Annotated in this window: 28 protein-coding genes, 1 tRNA gene and 2 pseudogenes; 17 read left to right on the top strand and 14 right to left on the bottom strand. The window is 75.1% G+C overall.

The window, feature by feature from the left end:
- Window positions 1–57 precede the first annotated feature (57 nt).
- From P0R35_RS09820 to P0R35_RS09830, 3 genes are all read right to left on the bottom strand, one after another.
- Window positions 58–642 carry a DUF7097 family protein gene (locus tag P0R35_RS09820; protein WP_284012313.1) on the bottom strand — a complete coding sequence of 195 codons (585 nt, stop codon included), beginning with the start codon at window positions 640–642 and terminating at the stop codon, window positions 58–60.
- Window positions 643–675: 33 nt separating this feature from the next.
- Window positions 676–819, bottom strand: coding sequence for a rubrerythrin-like domain-containing protein (locus P0R35_RS09825; protein ID WP_284012314.1), 144 nt, complete (start codon window positions 817–819; stop codon window positions 676–678).
- An 83-nt stretch (window positions 820–902) separates the two neighbouring features.
- Window positions 903–1,598, bottom strand: a complete 696-nt coding sequence (locus tag P0R35_RS09830) for a M48 family metallopeptidase (protein ID WP_284014597.1) — start codon at window positions 1,596–1,598, stop codon at window positions 903–905.
- Here P0R35_RS09830 and P0R35_RS09835 point away from each other — a divergent pair.
- The 12 genes and pseudogenes from P0R35_RS09835 (at window position 1,539) to P0R35_RS09885 (ending at window position 8,978) form a co-directional block, all read left to right on the top strand.
- Window positions 1,539–1,799, top strand: coding sequence for a hypothetical protein (locus P0R35_RS09835; protein WP_284014698.1), 261 nt, complete (start codon window positions 1,539–1,541; stop codon window positions 1,797–1,799). The two genes, P0R35_RS09830 and P0R35_RS09835, sit on opposite strands and share 60 nt — an antisense overlap.
- 1,066 nt (window positions 1,800–2,865) lie before the next feature.
- On the top strand, window positions 2,866–3,108 hold the full coding sequence (locus tag P0R35_RS09840; protein WP_284012315.1) for a DUF4129 domain-containing protein: 243 nt from the start codon (window positions 2,866–2,868) through the stop codon (window positions 3,106–3,108).
- Window positions 3,108–3,905, top strand: coding sequence for a DUF7269 family protein (locus P0R35_RS09845; protein WP_284012316.1), 798 nt, complete (start codon window positions 3,108–3,110; stop codon window positions 3,903–3,905). The genes P0R35_RS09840 and P0R35_RS09845 overlap by 1 nt, the downstream gene beginning before the upstream one ends.
- Window positions 3,902–4,120, top strand: coding sequence for a hypothetical protein (locus P0R35_RS09850; protein WP_284012317.1), 219 nt, complete (start codon window positions 3,902–3,904; stop codon window positions 4,118–4,120). Before P0R35_RS09845 ends, P0R35_RS09850 begins: the two co-directional genes overlap by 4 nt.
- Window positions 4,117–4,560, top strand: a pseudogene (locus P0R35_RS16665) (DUF58 domain-containing protein); the annotation flags it as partial. The gene P0R35_RS09850 and the pseudogene P0R35_RS16665, both read left to right, overlap by 4 nt.
- A gap of 175 nt (window positions 4,561–4,735) precedes the next feature.
- Entirely contained in the window at window positions 4,736–5,155 is a 420-nt protein-coding gene (locus P0R35_RS09855) for a hypothetical protein (protein WP_284012318.1), read from the top strand.
- Window positions 5,156–6,259: 1,104 nt separating this feature from the next.
- The gene (locus tag P0R35_RS16670; protein WP_432765002.1) at window positions 6,260–6,637 is read left to right on the top strand and encodes a DUF7519 family protein; all 378 of its coding nucleotides are present in this window, start codon (window positions 6,260–6,262) and stop codon (window positions 6,635–6,637) included.
- Between the two features lie 86 nt (window positions 6,638–6,723).
- Window positions 6,724–7,104, top strand: coding sequence for a DUF192 domain-containing protein (locus P0R35_RS09865; protein ID WP_284012320.1), 381 nt, complete (start codon window positions 6,724–6,726; stop codon window positions 7,102–7,104).
- A 78-nt stretch (window positions 7,105–7,182) separates the two neighbouring features.
- Window positions 7,183–7,521, top strand: coding sequence for a hypothetical protein (locus P0R35_RS09870; RefSeq protein WP_284012321.1), 339 nt, complete (start codon window positions 7,183–7,185; stop codon window positions 7,519–7,521).
- 77 nt (window positions 7,522–7,598) lie between these two features.
- The gene (locus P0R35_RS09875) at window positions 7,599–7,928 is read left to right on the top strand and encodes a DUF8081 domain-containing protein (protein ID WP_284012322.1); all 330 of its coding nucleotides are present in this window, start codon (window positions 7,599–7,601) and stop codon (window positions 7,926–7,928) included.
- Between the two features lie 115 nt (window positions 7,929–8,043).
- Window positions 8,044–8,517 (top strand): redoxin domain-containing protein, encoded by a 474-nt coding sequence (locus tag P0R35_RS09880; RefSeq protein ID WP_284012323.1) that lies wholly within the window; start codon window positions 8,044–8,046, stop codon window positions 8,515–8,517.
- 104 nt (window positions 8,518–8,621) lie between these two features.
- Window positions 8,622–8,978 (top strand): hypothetical protein, encoded by a 357-nt coding sequence (locus tag P0R35_RS09885; RefSeq protein ID WP_284012324.1) that lies wholly within the window; start codon window positions 8,622–8,624, stop codon window positions 8,976–8,978.
- A 72-nt stretch (window positions 8,979–9,050) separates the two neighbouring features.
- Here the strand turns inward: P0R35_RS09885 and P0R35_RS09890 are convergent.
- A tRNA-Ser gene (locus tag P0R35_RS09890) sits at window positions 9,051–9,135 on the bottom strand.
- A 114-nt stretch (window positions 9,136–9,249) separates the two neighbouring features.
- Between P0R35_RS09890 and P0R35_RS09895 the strand changes: the two genes are divergently transcribed.
- Window positions 9,250–10,224, top strand: coding sequence for an AAA family ATPase (locus P0R35_RS09895; RefSeq protein WP_284012325.1), 975 nt, complete (start codon window positions 9,250–9,252; stop codon window positions 10,222–10,224).
- 27 nt (window positions 10,225–10,251) lie between these two features.
- On the opposite strand, the gene P0R35_RS09900 is transcribed toward P0R35_RS09895, so the two are convergent.
- The 4 genes and pseudogenes from P0R35_RS09900 to P0R35_RS09910 all read right to left on the bottom strand — a co-directional run bounded on the left by P0R35_RS09900 (window position 10,252) and on the right by P0R35_RS09910 (window position 13,750).
- On the bottom strand, window positions 10,252–10,743 hold the full coding sequence (locus P0R35_RS09900; RefSeq protein ID WP_284012326.1) for a DUF7519 family protein: 492 nt from the start codon (window positions 10,741–10,743) through the stop codon (window positions 10,252–10,254).
- On the bottom strand, window positions 10,740–11,975 hold the full coding sequence (locus P0R35_RS09905; protein ID WP_284014598.1) for a DUF58 domain-containing protein: 1,236 nt from the start codon (window positions 11,973–11,975) through the stop codon (window positions 10,740–10,742). Before P0R35_RS09905 ends, P0R35_RS09900 begins: the two co-directional genes overlap by 4 nt.
- A gap of 306 nt (window positions 11,976–12,281) precedes the next feature.
- A pseudogene (locus P0R35_RS16675) lies at window positions 12,282–12,743 on the bottom strand (DUF7269 family protein); the annotation flags it as partial.
- The gene (locus P0R35_RS09910; RefSeq protein ID WP_284012327.1) at window positions 12,740–13,750 is read right to left on the bottom strand and encodes a DUF4129 domain-containing protein; all 1,011 of its coding nucleotides are present in this window, start codon (window positions 13,748–13,750) and stop codon (window positions 12,740–12,742) included. The pseudogene P0R35_RS16675 and the gene P0R35_RS09910, both read right to left, overlap by 4 nt.
- A gap of 186 nt (window positions 13,751–13,936) precedes the next feature.
- Here P0R35_RS09910 and P0R35_RS09915 point away from each other — a divergent pair, with 186 nt between their 5' ends.
- Window positions 13,937–15,109: a sensor histidine kinase gene (locus P0R35_RS09915; protein WP_284012328.1), complete on the top strand. Its 1,173-nt coding sequence runs from the start codon at window positions 13,937–13,939 to the stop codon at window positions 15,107–15,109.
- 40 nt (window positions 15,110–15,149) lie between these two features.
- Here the strand turns inward: P0R35_RS09915 and P0R35_RS09920 are convergent, their stop codons facing one another.
- Window positions 15,150–16,202 carry a zinc-dependent alcohol dehydrogenase gene (locus P0R35_RS09920; RefSeq protein WP_284012329.1) on the bottom strand — a complete coding sequence of 351 codons (1,053 nt, stop codon included), beginning with the start codon at window positions 16,200–16,202 and terminating at the stop codon, window positions 15,150–15,152.
- Between the two features lie 169 nt (window positions 16,203–16,371).
- Window positions 16,372–16,812, bottom strand: a complete 441-nt coding sequence (locus P0R35_RS09925) for a universal stress protein (protein ID WP_284012330.1) — start codon at window positions 16,810–16,812, stop codon at window positions 16,372–16,374.
- A gap of 329 nt (window positions 16,813–17,141) precedes the next feature.
- Between P0R35_RS09925 and P0R35_RS09930 the strand changes: the two genes are divergently transcribed.
- Window positions 17,142–20,747: a glycoside hydrolase family 97 N-terminal domain-containing protein gene (locus tag P0R35_RS09930; protein ID WP_321170420.1), complete on the top strand. Its 3,606-nt coding sequence runs from the start codon at window positions 17,142–17,144 to the stop codon at window positions 20,745–20,747.
- A 25-nt stretch (window positions 20,748–20,772) separates the two neighbouring features.
- On the opposite strand, the gene P0R35_RS09935 is transcribed toward P0R35_RS09930, so the two are convergent.
- Window positions 20,773–21,153 (bottom strand): DUF5684 domain-containing protein, encoded by a 381-nt coding sequence (locus tag P0R35_RS09935; protein ID WP_284012331.1) that lies wholly within the window; start codon window positions 21,151–21,153, stop codon window positions 20,773–20,775.
- A 172-nt stretch (window positions 21,154–21,325) separates the two neighbouring features.
- On the opposite strand from P0R35_RS09935, the gene P0R35_RS09940 reads away from it, so the two are divergent.
- Entirely contained in the window at window positions 21,326–21,622 is a 297-nt protein-coding gene (locus P0R35_RS09940) for a hypothetical protein (protein ID WP_284014699.1), read from the top strand.
- A complete protein-coding gene (locus tag P0R35_RS09945) occupies window positions 21,619–22,161 on the top strand; it encodes a DUF5995 family protein (RefSeq protein WP_284014599.1) in 543 nt (180 codons plus the stop codon). The genes P0R35_RS09940 and P0R35_RS09945 overlap by 4 nt, the downstream gene beginning before the upstream one ends.
- A gap of 180 nt (window positions 22,162–22,341) precedes the next feature.
- Here P0R35_RS09945 and P0R35_RS09950 read toward each other — a convergent pair whose 3' ends face one another.
- The 3 genes from P0R35_RS09950 to P0R35_RS09960 all read right to left on the bottom strand — a co-directional run bounded on the left by P0R35_RS09950 (window position 22,342) and on the right by P0R35_RS09960 (window position 24,130).
- On the bottom strand, window positions 22,342–22,767 hold the full coding sequence (locus P0R35_RS09950) for a DUF7522 family protein (RefSeq protein ID WP_284012332.1): 426 nt from the start codon (window positions 22,765–22,767) through the stop codon (window positions 22,342–22,344).
- Window positions 22,768–22,857: 90 nt separating this feature from the next.
- Entirely contained in the window at window positions 22,858–23,403 is a 546-nt protein-coding gene (locus P0R35_RS09955; protein ID WP_284012333.1) for a response regulator, read from the bottom strand.
- Window positions 23,404–23,563: 160 nt separating this feature from the next.
- Window positions 23,564–24,130: a hypothetical protein gene (locus P0R35_RS09960; protein WP_284012334.1), complete on the bottom strand. Its 567-nt coding sequence runs from the start codon at window positions 24,128–24,130 to the stop codon at window positions 23,564–23,566.
- Window positions 24,131–24,267: the final 137 nt, after the last annotated feature.

Raw genomic sequence — 24,267 nt, forward strand, 5'->3', positions numbered from 1 at the left:
GCCCACATCGGCTGCCGCGGCCGGAACCGAGCGGGGCCGCCGCCGCCGGCCCGCGGCTCAGTCGCCGGCGTCGTCGCCGTACCGGTCGTTCGCGGTGGAGAAGCCCAGTTCCCCGAGTTCGTCGGTGCGGCGCCCCTCGCGCTCGGCGACCGCCTCCGGGTCGGGGCTCGCGTCGTCGTCGATGCGCGCGAACGACTTGTGGACCTTCGTGTGACACCACCGACAGAGGCCGACCGTGATCTCGTGCGTGAGGCTCCGATCGGCGCCGCCGTCCGTCGGTTCGCGCCCCGTCGCGGACCCGGGCGCCGACCGGCCCCCGCCGTCGCCGTACGACAGGTGGTGCTCCTCGATGAGCGGCCGGCGCTCGTCGTGGGCGACGCGGACCTCCGTCAGGCCGCAGCGGACGCACTCCTTGGCGGCGCTCGTCGAGCGGTAGTGGGGGCAGTCGGCCCAGTCGACGTCCTCGTCGGCGACGGCGCACGCGTAGTCGTCGCGGCGGCGCGCGGCCGCGAACCCGGGGTCGTCGCCCGCGCGGTCGAGCGCGAAGCGGCACCGGCCGTCGTCGGTCAGGTGGTCACACCGGCCGGCGTACTCGTACGGGTCGTCGACGCCGACGGGGGTACCGTCGGGCGTTCGCTCCATGTCGGTCGTGGGGTCCCGCTCGCTGAAAAAGGCTCACTCCCGCGGGACGCTGATGTCCTGCAGGTCGCCGCCGCAGTTCGGGCACGAGCCCGGGCTGTGCTCCGCCTCCGTGCGCGCCGAGCAGTCCCGGCACTCGAAGACGCGCACCGTGCCGGTGTCGTACGGGTCCGGGCGCATATCCGTGCTAACGTGTCGCACGATATTAACGTCGTCGGTGCGCCGACGGAGTCTCCGATCCGCGGCGCAGTCCGGCGATCCGCTCAGGCGTCGCCGCGCTCCATCGAGGCGGCGAGGTCGCGCAGGCGGGCGACGCGGTCGGCGGCGGCGGGGTGCGAGCGCGTCTCGACGCGGACGGCGAACCCGTCGTCCCCGGCGTCGTCGGCGGTCGCCCCGTCGTCGCCGAAGCCGCCCGGGAGGAAGCAGAGCCCGTGGAGTCCCGTGGGGTCGCCGCGGCGGCGGGCCGGGCCGGCGGTCGCGCGGGCGTCGCGCTCGGGCGCGGTCTCGGCGTCGCCGAGCCGTTCGAGGAGGCTCGCGAGCGTCGCCGGCGAGCCGGTGAGGCGGGCGGCCGCGCGGTCGGCCGCGAACTCCCGCGTGCGCGACAGCGAGCGCGCGAGGAACACCACCGGCGTCGCGAGGACGCCGAGGGCGACGCCGCCGAGGAGCACCACCGCGACGGCGGCCGCGAGGAACGACCCGAGCGACGCCGGCGACAGCGGCGCGCCGGGGAGCGACGGCGCCGCGAGCGCGTAGACGACGGCGCCGCCGACGACCCCGACGAGCAGGCGCGCGGCCGGCGCGTCGTCGAGGCCGAGGTCGCGCCACAGCGAGTAGTCGCCGTTGACCAGCGACGGGAGGAACGCGGCGGCGGTGAGCACCGCGGCGTCGCGGTTGCGCAGGTGCGCGAGCTCGTGGGCGAGGACGGCGTCGAGTTCGGCGTCGTCGCAGGCGTCGAGCAGGCCCGTCGAGACGACGACCGTCCCGCGGCCCGCGCCGGCGACCGAGCAGCTGTTCGGCGTCTCGCCGTCGACGACGGCCAGCCGCGGCGTCGCGGCGTCGAGCCCCGCGCAAGGCGTTCGAGGCGGCCGTGGAGTTCGGGGTACGACTCCCGGTCGACGACGCGGGCGCCGGTGCCGGCGAGGAGGTCGGTGCGGACGTAGCGAACCTGCGCCGCGAGGGCGAGCGCCACGATCGGGATCGCCAGCAGGAACGGCGAAACGGAGAGCCACGGCGCGAGCAGCGCCGCCGCGCCGAGGGCGAACGCGGCGGTGAACGCCAGGGTGGCGACCCCGGTCGCGGCGGTGTGGAGGGCGAGCGAGCGGTCGACCATGTTCGTCCCGGACTGCTCCCCGAGGAAACATATACTTCCGGGAACGAGACGCAGACGTACGAATGGGATACGACCCCGCTCGTGTCGCCCTCGCCCTCCTCGCCGTCGGCGTCGTGGTCCTCTCGACGTCGCTGTTCCCGGCCGCCGGCCTCGGCTCGTACCCGGCGGCGGACCGGTCCGGCGGACTCGTCGCGCCCGGCGGCGGCGGTGGCGGTGGCGGCGGCACACCGCCAGCATCGGCGTCCACACCGACCGACAGCTCGACCCCCGCGTCGCGGGACGGCGGCGACACCGCCACCGCGACGCCGACGGCGACGCCCACGCCGACGGCGACGCCGACCCCCGGCCCGCCGGGTCGACGAACCCCGGCGGCGGCGGGATCGCGTTCGGGTTCGTCGAGGGACTGGTCGTGCTCGTCGCCGCCGGCATCGTCGCCGGCGTCGGCGGCGTCCTCGTCGTCGCCGGACGGACGGCCGCCGAACAGGGCGCCTCCCCGACGGCCGGCTCCCGCGGGTCCGCCTCGCCGTCCGCGCGGTGCCGCAGGCCACGATGGCGGTGTTGGTCGGCACGGGGTCGACCCTCGCGACGGCGACGAGCACCCTCGGGTCGGCGCTGGGCGCGGTCGGCGGCGGTCTCGCCGGCGGCGCGGGGACGGCGCTGGGCGGCGTCGGCCGTGCGCTCGCGGCCATGCCGACGGCGCTCGCGAGCCTCTCGCTCCCCTCGCTGTCGCTGTCGGGGCTGTTCTCCGGCGTCGGGTCGCCGCCCGGGAGTTCGGGCCGACGGCCGAGCGGCCGCTCGAAGACCGGCGGCGGCCCCGAGTCGACGCCGCCGAGCGGGGCGTCCGACCCCGACCCCCGACGACCGTCCGCGAGGCGTGGCGCCGCTTCCGCGCGTCCGTGCCCGGCCGCGGGAAGGAGTCGTGGACCCCGGGCGACCTCGCGCGGCGGGCGGCCGACCGGGGGTACCCGCGCGACGCCGTCGACGCGCTGACGGAGGCGTTCCGGGGCGTCCGCTACGGCGGCCGTCCGGCGACCGACGGGCGGCGCGACCGGGCGCTCGACGCCTACGAACGGGTCCGCCGTGCGCTCGACCGCGACGACGGGAGCGACGGCGCCGACGGCCGCGGGGGTGACGACTGATGCGGACGCCGACGCCCGGGGCGCGCGACGCGCTCGCGACCGTCGCCGCCGTGGCCGGGCTCGGCGCCGTCGCCGTGTTGGCGGGGCTCCCGGTCGACCACCTGTTCGGCGGCGTGGGCGTCCAGCCGGTGCTGTGGCTGTTCGGCGTCGCGGCCGTCTGCGTGGCCGGGTGGCTCGTCCGCGACGTGATCGTGCCGCCGGCGCGCCACGGGTCGCGCGTCGACGGCGACCCCCGGCGGACGTGGGACGCCCCGCTCGTCGCCGACGAGCCCGAGGCGATCGAACTCGGCGACGAACGGCCGCTCGGGGCGGCGATCACGCTCGCCGCCCGCGACGACGACCGGCTGGCGGCCGAACACGGGCCGCCGCCGACCGTCGCCCGGTCGCGGGCCCAGCGGCGGCTCGCGGCGGCGGTCGCGAGGGAACTGGCCGACGCCGAGGGCGTCTCCGAGCGGACGGCCCGCCGTCGGGTCGACGCCGGCGAGTGGACCGACGACGTCCGCGCGGCGGCGTACCTCTCGGACGGGCCGACCCCGTCGGTGCCGCCGGTCACGCGGCTGCGCGACTGGCTCGCCGGCGAGCGGACGGCCCGGAGCGTCCGGGCGACGGTCCGGGAACTGGAGCGACTCGGCCGACGGACCCGGGCCGGGGCCGAGCGCGCCGCCGACCGGCCGCGCCGGTCGATCCGGGCCGAGCGCGAGGGCGACGCGGACGACCCGGACGGGGAGGCGCCGACCGAACGGGAACGGGTGTACCCGAAGCCCGCTAGCGAAGTGTCCGGGGAGGTGGCGCGGTGAGCGTCCGCACCCGGGCGCGCTGGCTGCCGGGGCTGTTGGCGGCGCTCGCGTGTGCCTTCGGGGGCGTCGTGTTCGGCGACCCGGTGGTGTTCCTCGCCTCGGGCGTCGGGCTCGCGTACGTGGCGTTCGGCGCCGTCGCGGGCGAGCCGTCGCCGGACGCGCTCGTCGTGGAGCGCGAGGTGAGCGACCCGCGCCGCGGCCGGGCGAGGACGTGACCGTCACCGTCGAGGCGTCCAACGTCGGCGGCGCGCACCTCCCGGACGTGCGCGTCGTCGACGACACGCCGGCGGGCGTCGCCGTCGTCGACGGGTCGCCGCGGGCCGGCGGGACGCTCGCCCCGGGGGAGTCGCTCGTCGCCGAGTACGACCTCCGCGCGCGACGCGGCAGCCACGCGTTCGGCGAGGCCGTCGCCGTCGCCAGAACCCTCACCGGCGCCGGCGAGGTGCGCGCGACCGCCGGCGGCGACGACGGCCTCGACGTGCGCTCGGGCGGCGACGCGCCGGCGCTGCGCGAGCAGACGGAGTCGGCCGTCGGGCGCGTCGAGACGGACGACGCCGGCGAGGGCGTGGCGTTCCACTCCGTGCGGGCGTACCGACACGGCGACCCGGTCAAGCGCGTCGACTGGCGCCGCTTCGCCCGGACCGGCGAGCTGTCGACGGTCCAGTACCGCGAGGAGCGCGCCGCGACGGTCGTGCTCGTGGTCGACGTCCGCGAGGACAGCCGCCGGGTGCGCGCGCCCGGCGAGTCCGACACCGGCCGCCTGAGCCGCGACGCCGCCGTCGAGTTGGCGGGGAACTGCTCTCGCGCAACGACGCCGTCGGCGTCGCGGTGTGGGGCGCCGAAGGGGGTACCTCCCGCCGAGCCGCGACCGCGACGTCGCCGCCCGGAGCGTCGAACGGCTCCTCGCGGAGCCGTCGCACGCCCCCGACGACCTCGACCTCCGCCTGCGCGGGCTGTGGCAGCCGGAAACGCTGAGCGAACACCTGCCGCCGACCGCGCAGATCGTCTGCTGTACGCCGCTGGCGGACGACCGCCCGGTCGAGGCGGCCGAGGGGTGGATCGCGAACGGCCACCCGGTGACGGTCGTCTCGCCGGACCCGGCGGGCGACACCCACGGCGGCCGGGTCGCGGCGCTGGACCGGCGGCGGCGGGCGCGCGAGCTGCGCGGGTTCGGCGCCCGGGTGGCCGACTGGTCGCCAGACGAACCGCTCGCGGGCGCGGTCGAACGCGCGGGGGCGCGGTGGCGATGACCGACCTCGTCTCCACGCCGTCGACCGCACCGTCGTCGACGGGCAGCGGCGTCGCCTTCGCGGCGGTGACGCTCGCCGGCCTGCTCGCTGGCGCCTCGCTGGGCCTCCCGGTCGTCGCGGGCGTCCTCGCGGCCGCGGCCGGCGGCGGACTGCTGTGGCGGTCGGTCGCGCGCGTCCCGCGGGGCGGCGTCGCCGCGGCCGGCGGCGGGCTGGGTGTCGGCGTCGCCGCCTACGCGCTGGCGGCGGCTCCCGCCGTCGCCGCCGTCGCCGGCGGCGGCGCCGTCGGGTTCGCCGTCGTGTCGTGTACCGCCGTCGGCCTCGCGCTCGTGGCGGCCGAGGGCGCCCTCGGACTCGAGCGGGCGGCGGCGGCGCTCACGACGCCGCTGGCGGTCGCGGCCGCCGCGCCCGTCGCCGCGCTCGTCGTGATCGCCCCCGCGGTGTCGCTCGGCGGCCCGGTGGTCGACGGGGTCGTCGAGACGCTCCCACGGCTGCTCGGGGGTCGGCGTTGGTGGCGCTGCTCGCGCTCCAGGTCGTCGGGCTCGCGGCCGCGCTGCTGTTGGCCCCGGCGATCCGGGCGCTCCGGCGGCTGCTCGGCCCGGACCGGTACCGAGCCCCGCCGGTGGCCGAGGCCGCCGCGCTCCGGGTCCGCGACGTGCCGCGGTGGTACTGGGTCGCGCTCCTGGTGCAGGTGGTCGTCGTCCCCGGCCTCGGCGACCCGCTCGGGGGCACGCTGTACCGCGTCCCCGTCGTGGGCGACGCCGTCCGGCTCCTGCTCGACGGCGGCCTCCTCGCGGGGGCGGGGCTGCTCGTCGCGCTCGGGCTGGCGGCGGTCGTCGCCGCCGGGCGGACACAGCGCGTCGTCGTCGACCTCGCGGGCGAGGACCCCGGGGCCGCGCTGGGCGCCGTCGCGCCGGCGGCCCTCGGGGTCGCCGTGCTCGTCGTGTCCGCGGCCGTCGCGGCCGCCGGGGTGCCCGGCCCGGTCGTCCCGGGCGTCGGCGCGTCCCTCGCGTACAGTTCGTGGCTGTTGGTCGTCGCCGCGCCCGTCGGGCTGTTCTCGCTGATGCGCGTCGCCGCGACGCTCACCGGCGACCCGGCGTTCGAGGGGTGCTCCCCGACCGCGGCGCCGGCTTCGCGCTCGCGGCCGCCGCGACCCTCGGGGGCGCGGTCGCCGCCGGCGTCGGCGACGCGGCGCCGCCGGCCGTGTTCGCGGGCGTCGCGCTGGCGCTCGTCGCGTGGGGCGCCGGCGAGCGGGCGGCCGGCCTCGGCGCGCAGCCGGGCCGCGGGGCCGACACCGCGGCCGTGGAGTACGCCCGCGTCGTCGGCCTCGTCGCCGTCGGCCTCCTCGCGGTGCTCGCGCTGTCGGCCGTGGCGTACCTCGGGCCGCCGGTGTCGGTCACGCCCGCCAGGGCGGTCGTGGCGCTGCTGCTCCTGTTCGTGGCGCTGCTCGCGTTGACGGCGCGCGTCGGACTGGAGACCGAGTAGGCCGCGGTGCCGGCGCGAGCGCCCCGCGCTCCACGACGGCCGGCCGAAGGGGTACGTTCATGCCCCTGCCCGGTCCACGACCCCGCGTGCGACTGATCCACCGCTCGGCGGCCATCGACCCCGAGGCGGGCGATCCGACGGCCCCCCGCGAACACGTGCTCGCCGACGACGTCGACGTGGCGGACTCGCTGCTCTCCCGGACCCGGGGCCTGATGTTCCGGCGATCGGTGCCGGACGACTACGCGCTCGTGTTCCGCTTCGAGACGGCGGACTCGCGCAGCCTCCACATGCTGTTCGTGCCGTTCGCCATCGACGCGGTGTGGCTCGTCGAGGGCGAGGTGACGAAGGTGAAACGTCTCCGACCGTGGGTTGGCCTCGGCTGGGGCACCGCCGACACCGTGGTCGAGTTGCCCGCGGGCGCGGCCGACGGCGTCGAACCGGGCGACAGCGTGGAACTGGTCGAGTAGCCGCCGCCCGCCCGACCCGACCCTCGTCGGTCGCCGCGGCGGGTAGCGTTATGTCGTGTCGATCCGTACGCACGACCCATGCGCCGGGCCACCCTCGCGGGCGCGCTCCTCGCCGGGAAGGGACTCGACGCCGTCTCCACGGTCGTCGTGCTCCGCCTGTCCGACTCCGTCCGGGAGTCGGTGCCGCTGTCGCGGGCGCTGATGGCGTGGCTCGGCCCGGTCGGCGGGATGGCGCTGCTCACCGCGATCACCGTGGTCGTCGTGGGCCTGCTCGCCGAGTCGGGCGTCCTCATCGACCGCCTCGTCGGCGGGGAGACGCCGGAGTGGTACGCGCCGGGGCTGCGCGCGACGGTGTACCTCGGCTGTGCGGCGTGGTTCGGGCTGATCGGGCTGTGGAACTTCTCGCACCTGTTGTAGCCGACCGAGGCGGCGACCCCGGTTCGGCGGCGCCGGATCTCCGGGAGTATTTATCGGATGCGGCCGTACGACCCCTCGTGAGCTACGTCGTCGAGGTGAAGCCGTCCGCGCGCAAGGCCAACGCCGCGGTCGGCCACGCCGTGCTCCACGAGGGGGTGCGCCGCGAGTTCGGCGACCGCTCGGCGGCGGAGGCGTGGGCGGAGGGGCTGTCGACGGGCGCCGACCGCCCCGTCTGGATCCACGCCGCCCACCCCGCCGACCGCAGCGACGCCGACGCGTACCTCGTCTCGCGACAGCGCCAACTGCTGAACCTGGACGGCGCGTACGACAAGCGCCGTCGCCGGCTCCGCGGCACCGGCGGCGGCGAGCCGGGGACGCTCGGCGCGTACACCGACGGCGGGGAGTGACCGCCCGCCGCCGACCGCGGCCGCCCCGCCCGGCATAACGGTTTCGCGGTCGGGTTCCCACGGCGTGCACAACCGGGGAGGCCTTACTATCGAACCGCTGTAACGTCCGGCCGTCATGGTAGCCACGGGCGACGACGCGCCGACGTTCACCGCGACGTACAGAGGCAGCGACCACGAGCCGTTCGACCTCGCCGAGCACCTCGGCGCCGGCCCGGTCGTGCTCGCCTTCTTCCCGGGGGCGTTCACGCCGCCGTGCTCCAACGAGATGGTCGCGTTGCAGGAGCACCACGACCGCTTCGCCGACGCCGGAGCGACGCTGTTCGGCGTGAGCGCCGACTCGACGTTCTCGCTGGGGGCGTTCGCCGACGAGTACGGTCTCGAGTTCGACCTCGTCAGCGACATGGCCGGCGACGCCATCGACGCGTACGGCCTCACGATGGACATCTCCGACCTCGGGCTGTACGACGTCGCCAACCGCGCGGCGTTCGTGATCGACTCGGACGGGCAGGTCGTGTACGACTGGGTCGCCGACGACCCGACGAACGAACCCGACTACGAGGAGCTGATCGAGGCGGCCGCGTCGGCGTAGGCGGCCGAGCGTCCGGCGGACCCGGACACAAGACACTTTTCTGACGCCGGCGAGTGGCCGACGTGTTCCGGCCAGAGACGCGATCCGCCGGATTCTCGTCTCTCGTGGCGTTCCTCTTCGTGTTCGGCGGGCTGACCGCTCACCGGGTGTTCGCCGTCGGCCTCCCGACGGCCGTCCAGTCCGCCGTCGTGTGGACGGGCGCGGGCGTGATCGTCGCGGCCGCTAGCGTGTTTTCGTATCGCGGCTGGAGGTTTATCGACAGCTGGATCGGCGCGCTCGGGCCGGCGCTCGGGTTCGCGTGGAACCTCCCGTTCACGCTCGGGGGCGGCGACCAGCGCCTCTCGCTCGTCGGGTTCGTGTACACGGGGGTCGGCGGCGTGTTGGTGGCGACCGCGCTCGCGGCCGTGGCGTACACGGTGGGGCGAGCGGTCGTCGAAGTGGTCGTGGCCGTGGATAGCTGACTCGTCGGGTTCGTCGCGTCGGGCGGACGGTCACCACACGGAGGGCTCTCGCGGGTTGGTTCGTCCGAAAAGCGCCGAGGGAGAGATTTGAACTCCCGAGTCCGAATGGACAGCAGATTTCGAATCTGCCGCCTTGGCCAGGCTAGGCTACCTCGGCTCACCTCTACGTCCGGCGGTGAGCCTGTAAACCGTTTCGGTTCGAGCGACCGTGTGCGAACCCATCCCGTGTGGGAACCCGGAGACTTATTCCGCGTCGGGTGTGGCCTTCGCTATGGACGTTCCCGACGCGAGCGCGGCCTGTGCGGACGTGCTCGACACCCTCCGCGCCGCGATCGTCGCCGAAGACGCCTTCTTCGAGGACATCCTCCTCGGCCTGCTCTCCCGGGGCCACGTGCTCATCGAGGACGTGCCCGGCACCGGCAAGACGCTCACCGCCCGCTCGATGGCGACGGCGCTGGGCCTGTCGTTCTCGCGCGTGCAGTTCACCCCCGACCTCCTCCCCTCCGACGTGACCGGCACGACCGTGTACGACGAGGGCACCGGCGAGTTCGAGTTCTCGCAGGGCCCGATCTTCGCGAACGTCGTCCTCGCCGACGAGATCAACCGCGCGCCGCCGAAGACGCAGGCGGCGCTGCTGGAGGCGATGGAGGAAGAGCAGGTGACGGTGGACGGCACGACGTACGAACTCCCCGACCCGTTCTTCCTCATCGCGACGCAGAACCCCGTCGAACAGGCCGGCAACTTCCCGCTGCCGGAGGCGCAGCTCGACCGGTTCTCGGTGAAGACCTCGATGGGGTACCCGGATCTGGACGGCGAGGTGGAGCTGCTCCGGCGGCGGGCCGGCCGGGTCGAACAGGACCCCACCGTCGAGACCGTGCTCGACGAGTCGCGGGTGGTTGGCGCCCGCGAGGCGCCCGAGTCGGTGCGGGTCCACGACGACCTGCTGGACTACATGGCGCGGATCACCCGCGCGACGCGCCAGGACCGCCGGGTCGAGGTCGGCGTCTCCCCGCGCGGCACCCAGCGGCTGTTCGAGGCGACCCGCTCGGCGGCGACGCTGGCGGGCCGGGAGTTCGTCACCCCGGACGACGTGAAGCGCGTCGCCGCGCCCGTGCTCGCCCACCGCCTCGTGCTCACGCCGGACGCGAAGGTGGACGACGTGGCGAAGGCCGACGTGCTGGGCGCGGTGCTCGACCGCGTCGAGGTCCCCACCGTACAGGACGTCGAGGCCGAGCCGGCCGAGTGAGCGACGCGCCGCCCGACGGCGCCCGCGCTACCGCACCGCGCTGACCAGCGCGGTCGCCCCGATCAACAGGAACACGAGCGCGACGACCGGCTGGCCGCCGGCGGCGCTCGTGTACACGCCGAAGGCGACGGCGGCACCGACGGCGCCGACGGCGCCCGAGGCGGCCGTGTGGGTCGCGAGGTTCCGGCGCACGTCCGTCTCGCGGCCCAACTGTTCGCCGAGCCCGATGGCGTGTTCGCCCAGATCCCACGACAACACGGCGCCGAGCCCACACAGCAACAGCGGCCCCGGGCCGGCGCCGTCGACGCCGCCCGCGAGGAGGAGCGCCCCGACGAGCGCGACGCTCCCCGCCCCGAGCGCGCGCCGCGAGCCGACGAGCGTGCCGACGGCGACGAGCAGCAGGCCGACGGCCGCGACCCCCGCCCGAGGGGAGACGACACCGACCGCGGCCGCGGCGACCGCCGCCGCGAGCGACGCGAGCGCGGCGCCCAGCCGCGGCGGCGCGCGGGTGACCGTCACCGCGACCACCGCGCGGAGGCGCGCTCCAGTTCCGTCGCCAGCGGCTCGTCGCCCCAGTCGAGCACCCGGATCCCGGCCGACCGGAGCCGGGAGACGCGGTTGGCCCGCTCGACCCGCGAGAGCCGGTGGCCCGGGGTGTCGTCGGCGGTCGGGTCCGGGGACACCACCGTCACCGCGTGGCCGTACGCGTCCAGCCGGCGCGCGACCGTGACGGCGTAGTCGTCCGGCAGCGGGGTGCAGAACAGCACCTGCGCGTCCGCGGGGAGCCACCGCCGGAAGCGCCGCACCCACGTCGTCGGGAGGAAGCGCTCGCCGGCGGGTGTGGGCGCCAGCGCGGGGTGGGTCGCCAACAGTTCGCGGGCGCGGACCGCGTGGTCGTCGCCGACGCCGGGGTCGAGCCAGCAGTCGCCCGGGCCGAACGCGGCGACGCCGACGCGGTCGCCGCTGTCGAGCAGCGCCGGCACCGCCTGCGAGGCCGCCTCGACGCTCCGCTCGACGGCGTTGGCCGACTCCGCGTCGGGGGCGAGGTACGCCTCCTCGCGGGCGTCGATGCAGACGACGACCGTCGCCGCGCGCTCCTCGCGGAACTCCAGCGTCGAGAGCTCGCCCGTCCGGGCGTAGCGCGCCCAGTTCACCCGCTTCGCGGGGTCGCCGTGGCGGTACTCCCGCGTCGAGTGGAACTCCAGCCCCGAGCCGCCGACGTCGGTCGGCACCCGGCCCGAGTAGACGGTCGTGAGCCCGCGCAGCGGGAGCGACGACGACGCCTCCAGTTCCGGCGTACACCGCAGCGTCGTCGTGCCCGTGGCCTCGAGACGGGCGTCGCGCTCGCGGGAGCCGCTGGGGTTGCGCGCGAGCACGTGGACGGGGTCCCACTCGTGGGCGCCCCGCACGGCCGTCACCTCGTACCGGAGGGTCGCGGTGCGCCCCGGCCGGAGGGCGGTGCCGAGCCGGGCCGGCCCCTCCGCGGCCAGCGCCGCCGGCACCCCGTCGACGACCCGCAGGTCGGGGAGGACGCCGTCGCCCTCGTTGCGGACGCGCAGGGTCACGGTCACCGTGTCGCCCGGGTCCGGCGTCGGGTCCGACAGCTCGCGCTCCAGCGCCACGTCGATCTCGGGCGCGGTGTCGCCGCGGGCGAAGGCGGCGAACGCGACGCCCAGCGCGCCCACGAGCACCAGCGGCGGGTGGCGCAACAGCACGCCCAGCCCGACGGGCACCAGCGCGAGCGCCGCCATCCCGGTCCAGCGCCCGGTCGGGAGCACGCCCTTCGCGCGGATCCGGTCGGCGGCGACGAGGTTGCGCCCGTTCGTCGCCCGCGGGCCCTCACGGCCCCCGCGGTCGCTCACCGGCGCACCTCCCGGAGCGCGTCGCGGGCGGCGCCGAGCCGACGGCGGCCGACCCGGCGCGCGCGGTCGGCGAGGCGGAGCGAGCGCGACTCGACGACCGCCGGCTCGGCCGGGTCGTCCCCGGTGCGGGCGGCCACGAGCGCGTCGACGGTCCGGGCGACGCCGAAGCGGAACTCCACGTCGGAGCCGAGCAGTCGCCGCAGGCGGGCGGCCGGGGGAGGGGACGTCCGCGCCGACGAACCACGCCGCGACGGGGTCGTCGGTCCACGTCCCCTCGTCGACGGCCGCCTCGACGGACGCCTCGGCGTAGTCGCCGCGGGCGCGGAGCGTCTCGACGGCGACCGTGTGCAGGCGGCCCCGGAACTCCCGCCGGCGCTTGATCGTCGCCCGGCCGAACCCCCGCGTCGACACCAGCGCGTCGATGTCGTCGCCCGGGACCGGCACGGCGTAGCGCTCCTCGGGGTCGCCGGTCTCGACGGCGCGGCGGTCGACCGACCGCGCCTCGTTCGCGTAGCGGAGCCCCTGCACGAGCGCGAGCACGCCCGCGCCGGTGACGAACACGTACGTCAGGTCGAACAGGCCCGCGAGCCCGCGCTGGGCGACGACCACCAGCCCGAACGCCACCGCCGCGACGCCGACGACCGCCGACGCCCTCACCGGGCGTCACCCCCGTCGTCTGCCGGGTCCGCGGCGTCGCCCGAGGCGTCCCCGCTCGGCGCGGCCGCGCCGTCGCCGTACGCCTCCTCGATCCGCCGCAGCGCCGCGACCGCGGCCGCCTCCCGTTCGGGGGTGGCCGGCTCGCCGCCGTACCGCACCGCCTCGAACGCCTCGGTCAGGGCGGTCACGTCCTCGCGGGCCATCCCCGCCTCGACGGCGGCGTCGGCGAACTCCGCGGGCGTCGTCGACCGGGGCGCGTCGACGGCGAGCGCGGCGGTCATCTCGCGCCACGCGCGGTACACCTCGTTCTCCAGGTCGGCGTCGGCCTCCAGCCGGTCGGCGGCCGCGCCCGCGCGGGCGCCCACCTCCGCCCGGCGCTCGGGCGCCGGCGGCTCCGGGTCGGCCTCGGCCAGCTCCTCCTCGTCGTCGCCGGTGGAGACGAACAGCAGGAGCACGCTCCCGGCGATGGCGACGAGCAGCAGGAGGCTGACGATGGCCGTCGGCGCCGACACCGCCTCGTCGGCGCCGTCGGCGCCGGCGGAGCCGCCGCCGGCCGACAACACCGACCCGTTGGGCGCCGCGCTCGACCCGAGCGACAGCGCCGTCTCCGTCGGGGTCGCCCCACACGAGATCAGCGCGAGGTACAGGACCCCGAACGGCGCCAGCGCCGACACCACGAACAGCCCGCTGATGAGCCACGAGCCCGTCGTCCGGTACATCGACGCGAGGAACACCCCCACGACGCCGACGAGGACCGCCTGAACGGCCGGGAGTGTGAGGAACTCGACACAGACGTTCACGGCGAAGTTCGTCTCGCCGGCGCTGTCGGCGCCGAAGCCGATGCCGCCGCGCTGGTCGCTCCCGAGCCCCTCCTGGTTCGACGTGCTGCCGGACCCGAGGCCGCCGCTGGTCGTCGTCGTCGCCGAGTCGAGGGTGGCGGCGGCGACGCCGAGGGCGAGCACCGCGAGGAGGGCCAGCGCCGCGGTGGCCACCGTCCGTCGGTCCACGATGTGCGTCGGTAACGCGGGACCGGGTTCAAAGCTTTCGACGGCGGGGACCCGGCGGACGGGAGCGACCCGCGGGGGGTCCGCGACGGCCGCACACGCGCTCGCGTGGCCCGCAGCCGACGTGTCGCGTCGAGGACGGGTATCGTTACTCTCAAACCGCGCGACTCCACAGCGCCGAACGACTACATGTCGGAGGGCACACGGGGACGGCTGCGCGGGCCCACCGTCGGGGGGGACGGCGACCGAGCGGCGTCGCTCCGGCACCTCCACGCGGCGACCCGGCGGATGATGAACGCCGAGTCGGCGACGGCGGTCGCCCGCGTCGCCGCCGAGGCGGCCGAGGCCGTCCTCGGGCTCGACCTCAACAGCATCCGGCTGTACGAGTCCGGGCCGCCGCGGCTCGTCCCCGTCGCCTACGCCGACGCCGTCGTCGACGTCGCCGGCGAACGGACGCCGTACCGGCGCGGCGAGAGCGTCCACTGGGAGGCGCTCGACGCCGGCGAGTCCCGCCTGTACCGGCGCGTGAGCGAGATCCCCGAGGAGCGGGCCGCCGACCTCTCCGGCGAGGGCAGCATGCTCGTGTGTCCGCTGGGCGACCGCGGCGTGCTCGCCTTGGGGACGCTCGCGGCCGACGCCATCGACGACGAGGCGGTGGCGCTCGCGGAGGTGCTGGCGGCGAACACCGAGGCGGCGCTGGAGCGCGCCGAGCGCGAGCGCCAACTCGAACGCAAGTCCGAGCGCCTCGACCGCTTCGCCGGCGTCGTCGCCCACGAGTTCCGCAACCCCGTCACCATCGCCGCGGGCCACCTGGAGTACGTCGACGGCGCCGCGGACGACGAGCCCCACCTGTCTGCGACCCGGCGGGCGGTGTCGCGGATGGACCGCCTCATCGACAGCCTGCTCGACATGGTCCGGGAGGGCTCCGCCGCCGGGACGACCGAGCCGGTGGCCGTGGACGCGGCCGTCCGCGAGGTGTACGAGGCCGAGGCGGTCACCGCCGCCGCGCTCCGCTGCCCGGACCGCGTCACCGTCGAGGCCGACCTCGATCGCCTGCGGACCATCTTCGAGAACCTGTTGGGCAACGCCGTCGCCCACGCCGACGAGGGGGTGACGATCACCGTCGGCGCGCTCGACGACCGGGCGGGGTTCTACGTCGCCGACGACGGCCCCGGCTTCGACGCCGCCGACCCCGACCGCCTGTTCGAGTACGGCGCGACCGCCGACGCCGAGGCGACCGGGCTGGGGCTGGCCATCGTCCGCGACGTGGCCGAGGCGCACGGCTGGCGCGTCCGCGCCACGACCGCCGACGGCGGCGGCGCTCGCGTGGAGTTCCACACGGCTCCCGAGCGCGAGGAGTGACCCGCCGGCGACGCCGCGGAGTCGCGGCGGGGACGCCGACTCAGTACGTCAACAGCACCTGCAGCGCGCGTTCCGGCTCCTCGTCGAGCAGCCGGTACGCCTCGGGCGCCTCCGCCACCGGGAGGCGGTGGGTGACGAGGCGCTCGGTGTCGACGTCGCGGAGCCGCCGCCACGCCGTCGCGAGCCGGCGCTCGGTCGTCCACCGCCCCCGGCGCTCGGGGGCGAGCGTGCTGACCTGACTCGCGCGCAGTTCGATCCGGCTCCGGTGAAATCGACCGTCGAGCGTCAGCGCGGCGGGCTTGGCGCCGTACCACGACCCGACGACGACGCGGCCGCCGTACCCCGTCGCGGCGATGGCGTCGTCCAGCGCGGCCGGGTTGCCCGACAGCTCGTACGTCAGGTCCGCGCGGTCGGGCGCGTCCCCGTCGCCGCCCGCGTTCGGGGAGCCCGTCCCCGTTCCGGTCGGCGCGCACAGCGCCGCGGGGTCGCAGTCGTCGGGCGCCACGCTGCGGTCGGCGCCGAACGCGGTCGCGGCCTCGCGCCGGCTCCCGTGGCAGTCGAGCGTGACGAGACGCTCGAGCGGGAACGTCGACAGCAGCGCCGTCGTCAACAGGCCGACGACGCCCTGACCGAACACGACGGCGCGCTCGCCGATCGCCGGCTCGCCGTCCATCGTCAGGGTCACCGCCGTCTCGACGTTCGGGAGGAACACCGCCCGCTCGGGCGGGATGCCGTCGGGTACGCGGCTCACGGCGTCGACGTCGACGACGAAGTCGCTGGCGTGCGGGTGGAACGCCAACACCGTCTCGCCGTACCACGCGGGGTCCACCCCGGGCCCGACCGCGGTCACCTCGCCGACGGTCGCGTACCCGTACGGGAACGGGTACGTGAGCGAGCCGTCGAGCGACGGGAGCGTCTCGTCGGCCGCCGTCTCGGGGTTCATCTCCCCGCGGTAGAGGAGCAGCTCCGTGCCGGGGCTGATCGCCGACACCGTCGCCTCGACGGCGATCTCGCCCGCCCCGGGGTCCGAACGGGTCGTCTCGCGCACCTCGACCTCGCCGGGCCCGGTGAAGTAGACGGTCCGACCGGACACGGTCAGCGCCGCCCCGTCGGCGCGGCTGTGGGGTCGCTCCGGACCGAGTGCGGCCGGCGGTCGCCGAGCCCCTCGGCGCTTCTGTCTGTCACTTTCGGTACCAAGGCTTCGGGGGTATAACTGCTGGCCCGGGCGTCGGCGCCCGGCGCGGCGCCGGCCGCCTCGGCGCTCACTCGTCGGCGACCCCGTCCGGGTCGCGGCGAACCGTCAACACCGGCACCTCGGACAGGCGGACCACCTTCTCGGTGACGCTCCCGAGCAGATACCGGTCCAAGCCGGTGCGGCCGTGGGTCCCCATCACGATCAGGTCGACCCCCTCCTCGTCGGCGTAGTCGAGGATCTCGCCGTGCGGGACGCCGGTTCGCGTCGCCGTGACCACCGTGACGTCGGCCGCCTCGCCGCGCTCGGCGACCGCCGCGACGGCCGCCCGGGCGTCCGACTCCAGCGTGTCGAAGATCGATCCGAGGCCCTCGTTGACGGTGTAGATCGGCTCCACGACCGCCAGCGCGTGCAGCGTCGCGTCGTACGTCGCCGCGAGGTCGAGCGCGCGGTCGACCGCCGGGTCGACGGCGTCGCTCCCGTCGGTCGGGACGAGGATCCGGTCGTACATGCTCGCGCGGACGCGCCCGACCGGTATGGCTCCCGGCGACGGTTCCCGCGGTCGTGCGATCGGCGCCGAGCGCCGCGAGCGGGACCCTCCGGCACGGTGTGGTCGCCACGGGGCAACCTTGGTGAACGTACAGGCAAGTTTTTTGTAACTGCCACGACGACACCGTACAGAACGATGGGTGAAAGATCACAACACACCTCACGACAGTACGGACGACGATCGGTCCTCGGGGGGATCGGGGGACTGTTGGCGGCGGCGGCGTTCTCGCGGCCGGTCTCGGGGAGACCGCCGCGCGCGTCGACGACGGCGACGCGAGCGCGACCCAGACGGTGAGCTCGCCGGACGGGTCGCTGACGGCGACGGTCGACGTGAGCGACGGGTCGGCGACGTACCGGCTGGAGCGCGACGGCACGGCGGTCGTCGGGGAGTCGGGGCTCGGGTTCGACTTCGCCACCCAGCCGTCGTTCGGCGACGGCCTGCGCGTGACGGGGAGCGCGCGGGCGTCCGTCGACGAGTCGTGGACGCCGGTGTGGGACCGGTACGACGAGATCGACGAGCGCTACGAGGAACTGCGGATCGGGCTGGAGGAGACCGCCGCGCCGGGGCGGTACGCGACGCTCGCGGTCCGCGCGTTCGACGACGGGATCGGCCTCCGGGTCGTCCTCGGCGACGGCTTCGGGCAGTTCGCGCTGGCGAACGAGCGCACCGAGTACGCGTTCGCCGACGACTACGAGTCGTGGTGGATCCCGAACGACTACGACAACTTCGAGGTGGAGTACGAGCGCACCGCCCTCAGCGAGGTGGCGGGGCGGCTCGACGAGGTCGGCGGCGGCGCGTTCGACGGCGTCCACACGCCGATCACGATGCGCGGCGGCGACGACCTGTACGTGAGCGTCCACGAGGCGGACCTCACCGACTACGCGTCGCTGGCGCTGACGCCCGACACGACCGCCGACGCGCCGGCGACGACGTTCGAGTCGACGCTCGCGCCGCTGCCGGACGGGACGAAGGTGACCGGCACGGCGCCGCACGTCACGCCGTGGCGGACGATCCAGGTGGCCGACCGGCCGGGGGCGCTCGTCGAGTCGAACCTGATCGTCAACCTCAACGACGACTACGACCCCGACGTGTTCACCGAGGGCGTCGACTGGATCGAACCGGAGACGTTCGTCGGCATCTGGTGGCTGATGATCACCGGGCGCGCCGACTGGGAGTTCACCGGGACCGAGTCGGGGAACCACGGCGCCCAGACCGGCCGCGCGAAGCAGTACATGGAGTTCGCCAGCGAGCACGGCATCCCGGGCGTCCTCATCGAGGGGTGGAACGAAGGGTGGGCGAGCTACCCCGGCGACGGGAGCGCCTTCGACTTCACCACCTCCTACCCCGACTTCGACCTGCAGGAGGTGACCGAGTTCGGCGCCAGCCTCGACCCGCCGACGCAGATGGTGATGCACAACGAGACCGCCGGCGACTTCCGCAACTACGAGTCGCAGTTGCCCGGGGCACACGACTTCTACGAGTCGCTGGGCATCGACGCGATCAAGACGGGGTACGTCGCCGACAGCGGGAACCTCGCGGGCGAGGGGTTCAACCACCACAACCAGGTGCTCGTCAACCACCAGACGCTCGTCGCGGAGTCGGCCGCCGCGAACAAGCAGAAACTGGACATCCACGAGCCGATCCACCCGACGGGGCGCCGGCGCACGTACCCGAACATCATGACCCGCGAGGGCGTGAAGGGGCAGGAGTACGACTCCTTCGGCGAGATCACGCCCGAGCACCACGTCACGTTCCCGTTCACGCGGATGCTCGGCGGGCCCGTCGAGTTCACCCCCGGCGTCTTCGACATGGACTCCGGCTCCGGCGGCATCGAGACCACCCGCGCCAAGCAGTTGGCGATGTACCCGACGTACTTCAGCGGCCTCCAGATGGCCGCGGACCTGCCGAGTTCGTACCTCGCGGAGCAGCCGGCCGAGTCGGGCCTCGGCGAGGTCCAACAGGCCGAGTTCTGTGACCTGGACGGCTTCACCCGCCGGGCACGGTGGGCGAACGCGCAGGGCGAGCGGTACGTCCCGGTCGACCCGAACACCGTCGAGTCGGGCGCGTCGCTGTCGTGGACGGTGACGGACGTGCCCGCGGCCGGCACGTACACCCTGCACGTCCGCTACGCGAGCGACGCCGAGAACAACGCCGTGCCCGCCGACCGGCCGCGGACGGCGACCGTGTCGACGCCCGCCGGCGACACGCAGGTGGCGTTCGAGCCGACGACGTACTGGGACGTGTGGGACAGCGTCGCCGTCGCGGTCGACCTCGACGCCGGCGACAACGAGGTGAGCCTCGCGCTGACCGCGGGCGACACCGGCGGGGTCAACGTCGACGCCGTCGCCGTCACCGACGGGGCCGGCGAGATGCCCGAGCCGGAGACGGCGCCGATCCGCGGGCCGACCGTCCCCGCGTTCGACTTCGTCGAGGACGTCCCGGCCGCCGGCTGGGACGACACGCGCGTCGTCGACGCCGCGATCGGCGACTACATGGCGACGGCCAGACGGTCGGACGACGAGTGGTTCCTCGGCGTCATGACCGACGAGGGCGGGCGCGCGCTCGACGTCGACCTCGGCTTCCTGCACCCCGCCGACGACCGCGCCGGCGGCCGCGGGAACGCCGGCGAGGGCGACGGAAACGGGGGTAACGGGAACGGGAACGGCAACGGCAATGGCAACGGGAACGGCGGCGCGAGCGACACCGCGCCCAACGGCCCGAAGTACGTCGCCGAGATCTACGCCGACGGCGTCGACGCGGCGTTCGACGGGAACCTCACGGACGTGCGGGTCGACGAGGCGGTCGTCACGCCCGGCACCACCCTGCTCGCGTCGATGGTCGGGAGCGGCGGGACCGCGGTCCGCTTCCGCCCCGCGGAGGGGCGCGAGATCGCCGAGTTGCCCCGCTACGAGCGTCCCGAGCAGGACGTGTCGGTCTCGGTCGCCGACGAGGTGTTCGTGCAGGAGCCGTTCGTCACCGCCACCGGGTCGAACGACGGCGACTACGTCGGCGGCACCACGGTCGAGGTGCTGGTCGACGGCGACCTCGTCCGCACGGCGAACGTGCGGTTCCCGCCGAACTCGACGGGGAACGAGCGGACGCTGGCGCTCGACCTCGACGACCCCGGCACGTACGACGTGGTCGTGCGCACGCCCGAGGGGGAGCGGCTCGCGAGCGAGACGGTGACGGTGAAGCCGCCGGCGACGGTGCGCGACATCGCCGACCCCGCGGGCGACGACGACGGCCCCGGCGGGTACACGTACCCGACGGACGGGGCGTTCAGGGACGGCGCGTTCGACCTGCGCTCGGTGGCGGTCTCGCGCACCCCCAGCGTCGCGCAGTTCACCTTCGAGGTGGAGACGCTGTACAACGCCTTCGGCAGTTCGCGCGGCTTCTCGCCCCAGCTGTTCGTCTGTTGGGTGCGCGACCCGAGCAAGGACGGCGGCGCGACGACGAGCCTCGACGACCTCGGCGCCCGCGTCGAGTTCGCGGACGCGTGGCACTACCGGCTGGAGGTGAGCGGCTTCACGAAGAGCGTCGTCGACGCGACCGGCGCGGCGGTCACGAACGACGACGGCGCGGCGGTGTCCGTGCGCGACAGCGTCGACACCGACGCCGGCACCGTGACGTTGAGCCTCCCGAGCGACGCCTTCGGCGACACCCGGATCGCGGACCTCGAGGTGGTCGCGGCCGTCGGCTCGGAGGACTTCGGCTCGCTGCGGGCGGTGCAGCCGACGGCCGGCGGGTTCGTCTTCGGCGGCGCCGACCCCGACGCGGTCGACGACGCGCCGCGGGTGATCGACGCGGTGACGCCCGACGGCGTCGCCCAGTCGGACGCGCTGGCGTACGCGGCGGGCGACCGGGCGACGCTCCCGTTCGTGCCTCTCGACGGGTAGGCGCCGGCCCCCGGTCGTCGCCGGACTACACCCCGGGACCGCGGTACGACGCGTCGCCGAAGCCGAGGAGGGGGTAGAACACCGGCTGGAGGAGCCAGAGCCCGAGGCCGTAGCCGAGCCCTTTCCCGAACGCCGCGGCGATGTCGACGGAGATCTTCGCCAGCACGAGCAGGTTCACCAGCGGGATCAGCAGCAACAGCAGGTACCACCACGGGTTCCCGCCGATCTTGATCATCAGGTACGTGTTGTAGATCGGGACGATCGCCCCCCACGCCGGTTCGCCCGCCTTGGCGAACACCTTCGCCAAGCCGGCGACGAACGCAACGAGGATCGCCAACTGGATCACCAACACCACGGCCGCCGCCCCGCCTGATCCGTCGCTCTGGAGTATTGTCGGATCGACCATCGTTCCCCCCGAGCGGAACGGCCCACATAGTTCTTGTCGTTCCTCGGACCGGTCGCCCGGGTCGAGCGACCGGCTCCGGCGGGTCGACGACGCCCACACCCCGGAGCGACCCGCGGCGGATCCGGTCGTCCCCGGCGACATCCTTTATGTGCTCCGACCGCCCCCGGACGCCATGCACGCCGCGTCGCGTCCGCTCACCCGCCGGACGCTCCAGGCGGCCGCCGCCTCCTTCGGACGCGACGCGCCGCGGGCCGGGTCGGGGCGCGTCGACCTCGCCGACCTGTTGGCCGACCCGTACGCCGACCCCCACGACGCCGAGTACCGGCTCGCGCGCGCCGAGCGCCGGCTGTTCGCCGCGGGCGACCGGCGGGCGGTGTTCCTCACCGTGTACGGCGCCGTGACGAGCCGGGTCCGTCGCGAGTTGACCGGGAGCGCTTCGCCGACCCCGAGTGGGTCGGCGCGTACCTGACGGCGTTCGCGAACCGCTACCGGACGGCGCTGGCGGCGTACGAGCGCGGCGAGCGCGACCGGGTGCCGCGGGCGTGGCGGCTCGCGTTCGACGCGGCGCTCGCCGGCGACACGCTCGTCACGCAGGACGCGCTGCTCGGCATCAACGCCCACGTCGTCCACGACCTCGCGCTCGCGCTCGTCGACGTCGGCGTCGACCCGAAGCCGGCGCGCAGGGCCGACCACGACGCCGTGAACGCGGTGCTGGCGGAGTTGGTCGACGTGGAACAGGCGTTGCTCGCGCGGCGCTACGCGCCCGGGATCGCGGAGATGGACGCCGCCGGCGGGCGTCTCGACGAGCGCGCGGCGTACCTCACGCTCGCGGAGGGGCGCGACTGGGCGTGGCACTGCGCCGTCGCGCTCGCGGACGGCGGTCCGCTGGCGCGGCGCACCGTCCGGTGGCTGCTGGAGCGGGTCTCCGCGGGCGCCGGCCGGCTGGTGCTCGCGCCCTCGCGCCACGCGGTCGCCCGCGACCGCCTCGGTGCGCTCGAACGCGGGTGACGGCCACGAGTGACGGGCGGGACGGCACCCTCACACGGGCGGAGCCCGGTCGTCGGTGCGGCGTATCGGCCGGGACGGCCGTGGACACGGACCGATACGGCCGCGCGGAGGGTCGCCTCGGCGACGGGCGGGTGACGATGCCCGCCGCGTGTCGCGTCGTCCGGCGCCGACGGTCTGGACTCACTCCGGGCGGAGCACCGTGCGGATCGCCGTCGCCGCCTCCCGGAACGCCCGCGAGTCCATCGTGTCGGTCGTGAGCAACACGCCGCGGTCGCCCTCGATCACGCGCACGACGAAGCCGTGGTCGTGGAACCGCACGGTGAAGCCGTACGGGCCGATGTCGGTGCTCGGCTCGCCGACCGACAGCGAGGTGCGGACGGGCGCCTCGGCGAAGCCGACGCGCTCCAACTCGACGAGCGGTCGCTTGACCGCGTCGACGTCGACCTCGGGGTCGTACAGGTCCGCGCGCGTGTACAACACCTCGAACGACCCGGGCGTGAACGCCACGACGCTCCGGAGGTCGTCACCGAGGCCGGTGCGGGCCGCGGCCACGACGCGCTCGCCGTCGGCAGACTCGGGGAGGAAGAACTCGGGTGACTCGTCCATGTGACCAGAACGACACGAGTCGTATCAACTCTTTCTGTGTAACGGTCGGGGCGGACGCTCCGACCGGCGGGAGGGAGCGTCGGCGCGCGGTCAGGCGAGGTCGGTGAACGCCGCCTCGGCGCCGACCGCGTCGAGCGTCGCGTCGATCTCGCGGCGGACCTCCGCCAGTTCCGCACACAGCTCCTCGTACTCGGGGGTGGATCGTTCGCCGGCGACCTCCAAGGTCGCCTTCTTCGAGGCCAACGCGAAGAACCGCTGGCTCTGTTCGTCGTACGTCGCGCGTTCGAGCAGCAGCTCCACGAGGGCTTCCAGCTCGGCCTGGTCGACCGGTTTGATACAGTAGTCGTCGAACGGCATGTCGACGATGGCCGCGGTGGGCTCGACGGCGGTGAGCATCGCCACCCGACAGTCGACGTCGGCCTCCCGGAGGCCCCGGAGTACCTCCCGTCCGTGCATCCCCGGCATCCGCCGGTCGAGGAGGGCGACGTCGACGCTTTCGTCGGCGACCGAGAGCGCCGCCTCGCCGCTCGTCGCCGTCACGACACGGTAGCGCTCCTCGAGGTAGTTCTCGTACAGGCGGACCAGCGGCTCCTCGTCGTCCACCAACAGCACGGTGGCGGGGCCCCCGTCGCTCATCGTGTCCCCCACGGAACCGGTACGGTCATTGTCATCTCTCGCAGCCAGCGATACATAATTCTCCGGTATAAATTATCAAACCGGAGAACGTCGGCCCGCCAGCGTCGAATCGTCCGAAAGCGAGGAGTCCGTCGACTCGCCGAGGGTCGAGCGGGCGGCATCAGTCGTCCGATCCCTCCTCGGCTTCGTCACCCTCGTCGTCCTCGTCGTCGTCCGCTTCCCGTTCCTCCTCGGCTTCGTCACCCTCGTCGTCCTCGTCGTCGTCCGCTTCCCGTTCCTCCTCGTCTTCGTCCCCGTCGTCCGCGTCGTGGTCGTACTCGTACGTCTCCTCGACGAGCACGAGGGACCCGTCCTCGTGCTCGTACTCGAGTTCGCCCTCGACGCCGTGGCCCTCGAACTCGATCTCGATCTCGTCGACGTCCGCGGTCTCCCAGTCGCCGCGTTCGACCGAGACGGTGCCGCCGGCGTCGGTCGTCCCGACGCGCTCGCCGTCGACGGAGACGGTCACGTTCTCCAGCGGCTCGCCGTCGGCGGCGAGCGCCACCGTCACGGTGTCGTCGTCGTACGTCGCGGAGGCGTCCACGTCGGACGCGGCCGCGGCGTCCGCGGCTGTCGACACGGTCGCGTCGGCGTGTCCGGGCACGGCCGGTCCCGTTCCGGCGGCGACGACGCCGCCGGCACCTAGCAGGACGACCAGCCCGGCCGCGAGCAGTCGGGGTGCGTTCATTCCAGCCGACGCTGCGGGCGGGCGGGTAAAGAGTGGCCGACGCCGCTGAGCCGGATTAAGCGGCTTAACTCGGGTTAGCCGAGCCGCCGCCGCCCGGACCGTCCCGGCGGGGCTGGAGCCGGAGGAACTGTTATGTC

Source organism: Halobaculum litoreum, assembly GCF_030127125.1.
Taxonomy (GTDB): Archaea; Halobacteriota; Halobacteria; order Halobacteriales; family Haloferacaceae; genus Halobaculum; species Halobaculum litoreum.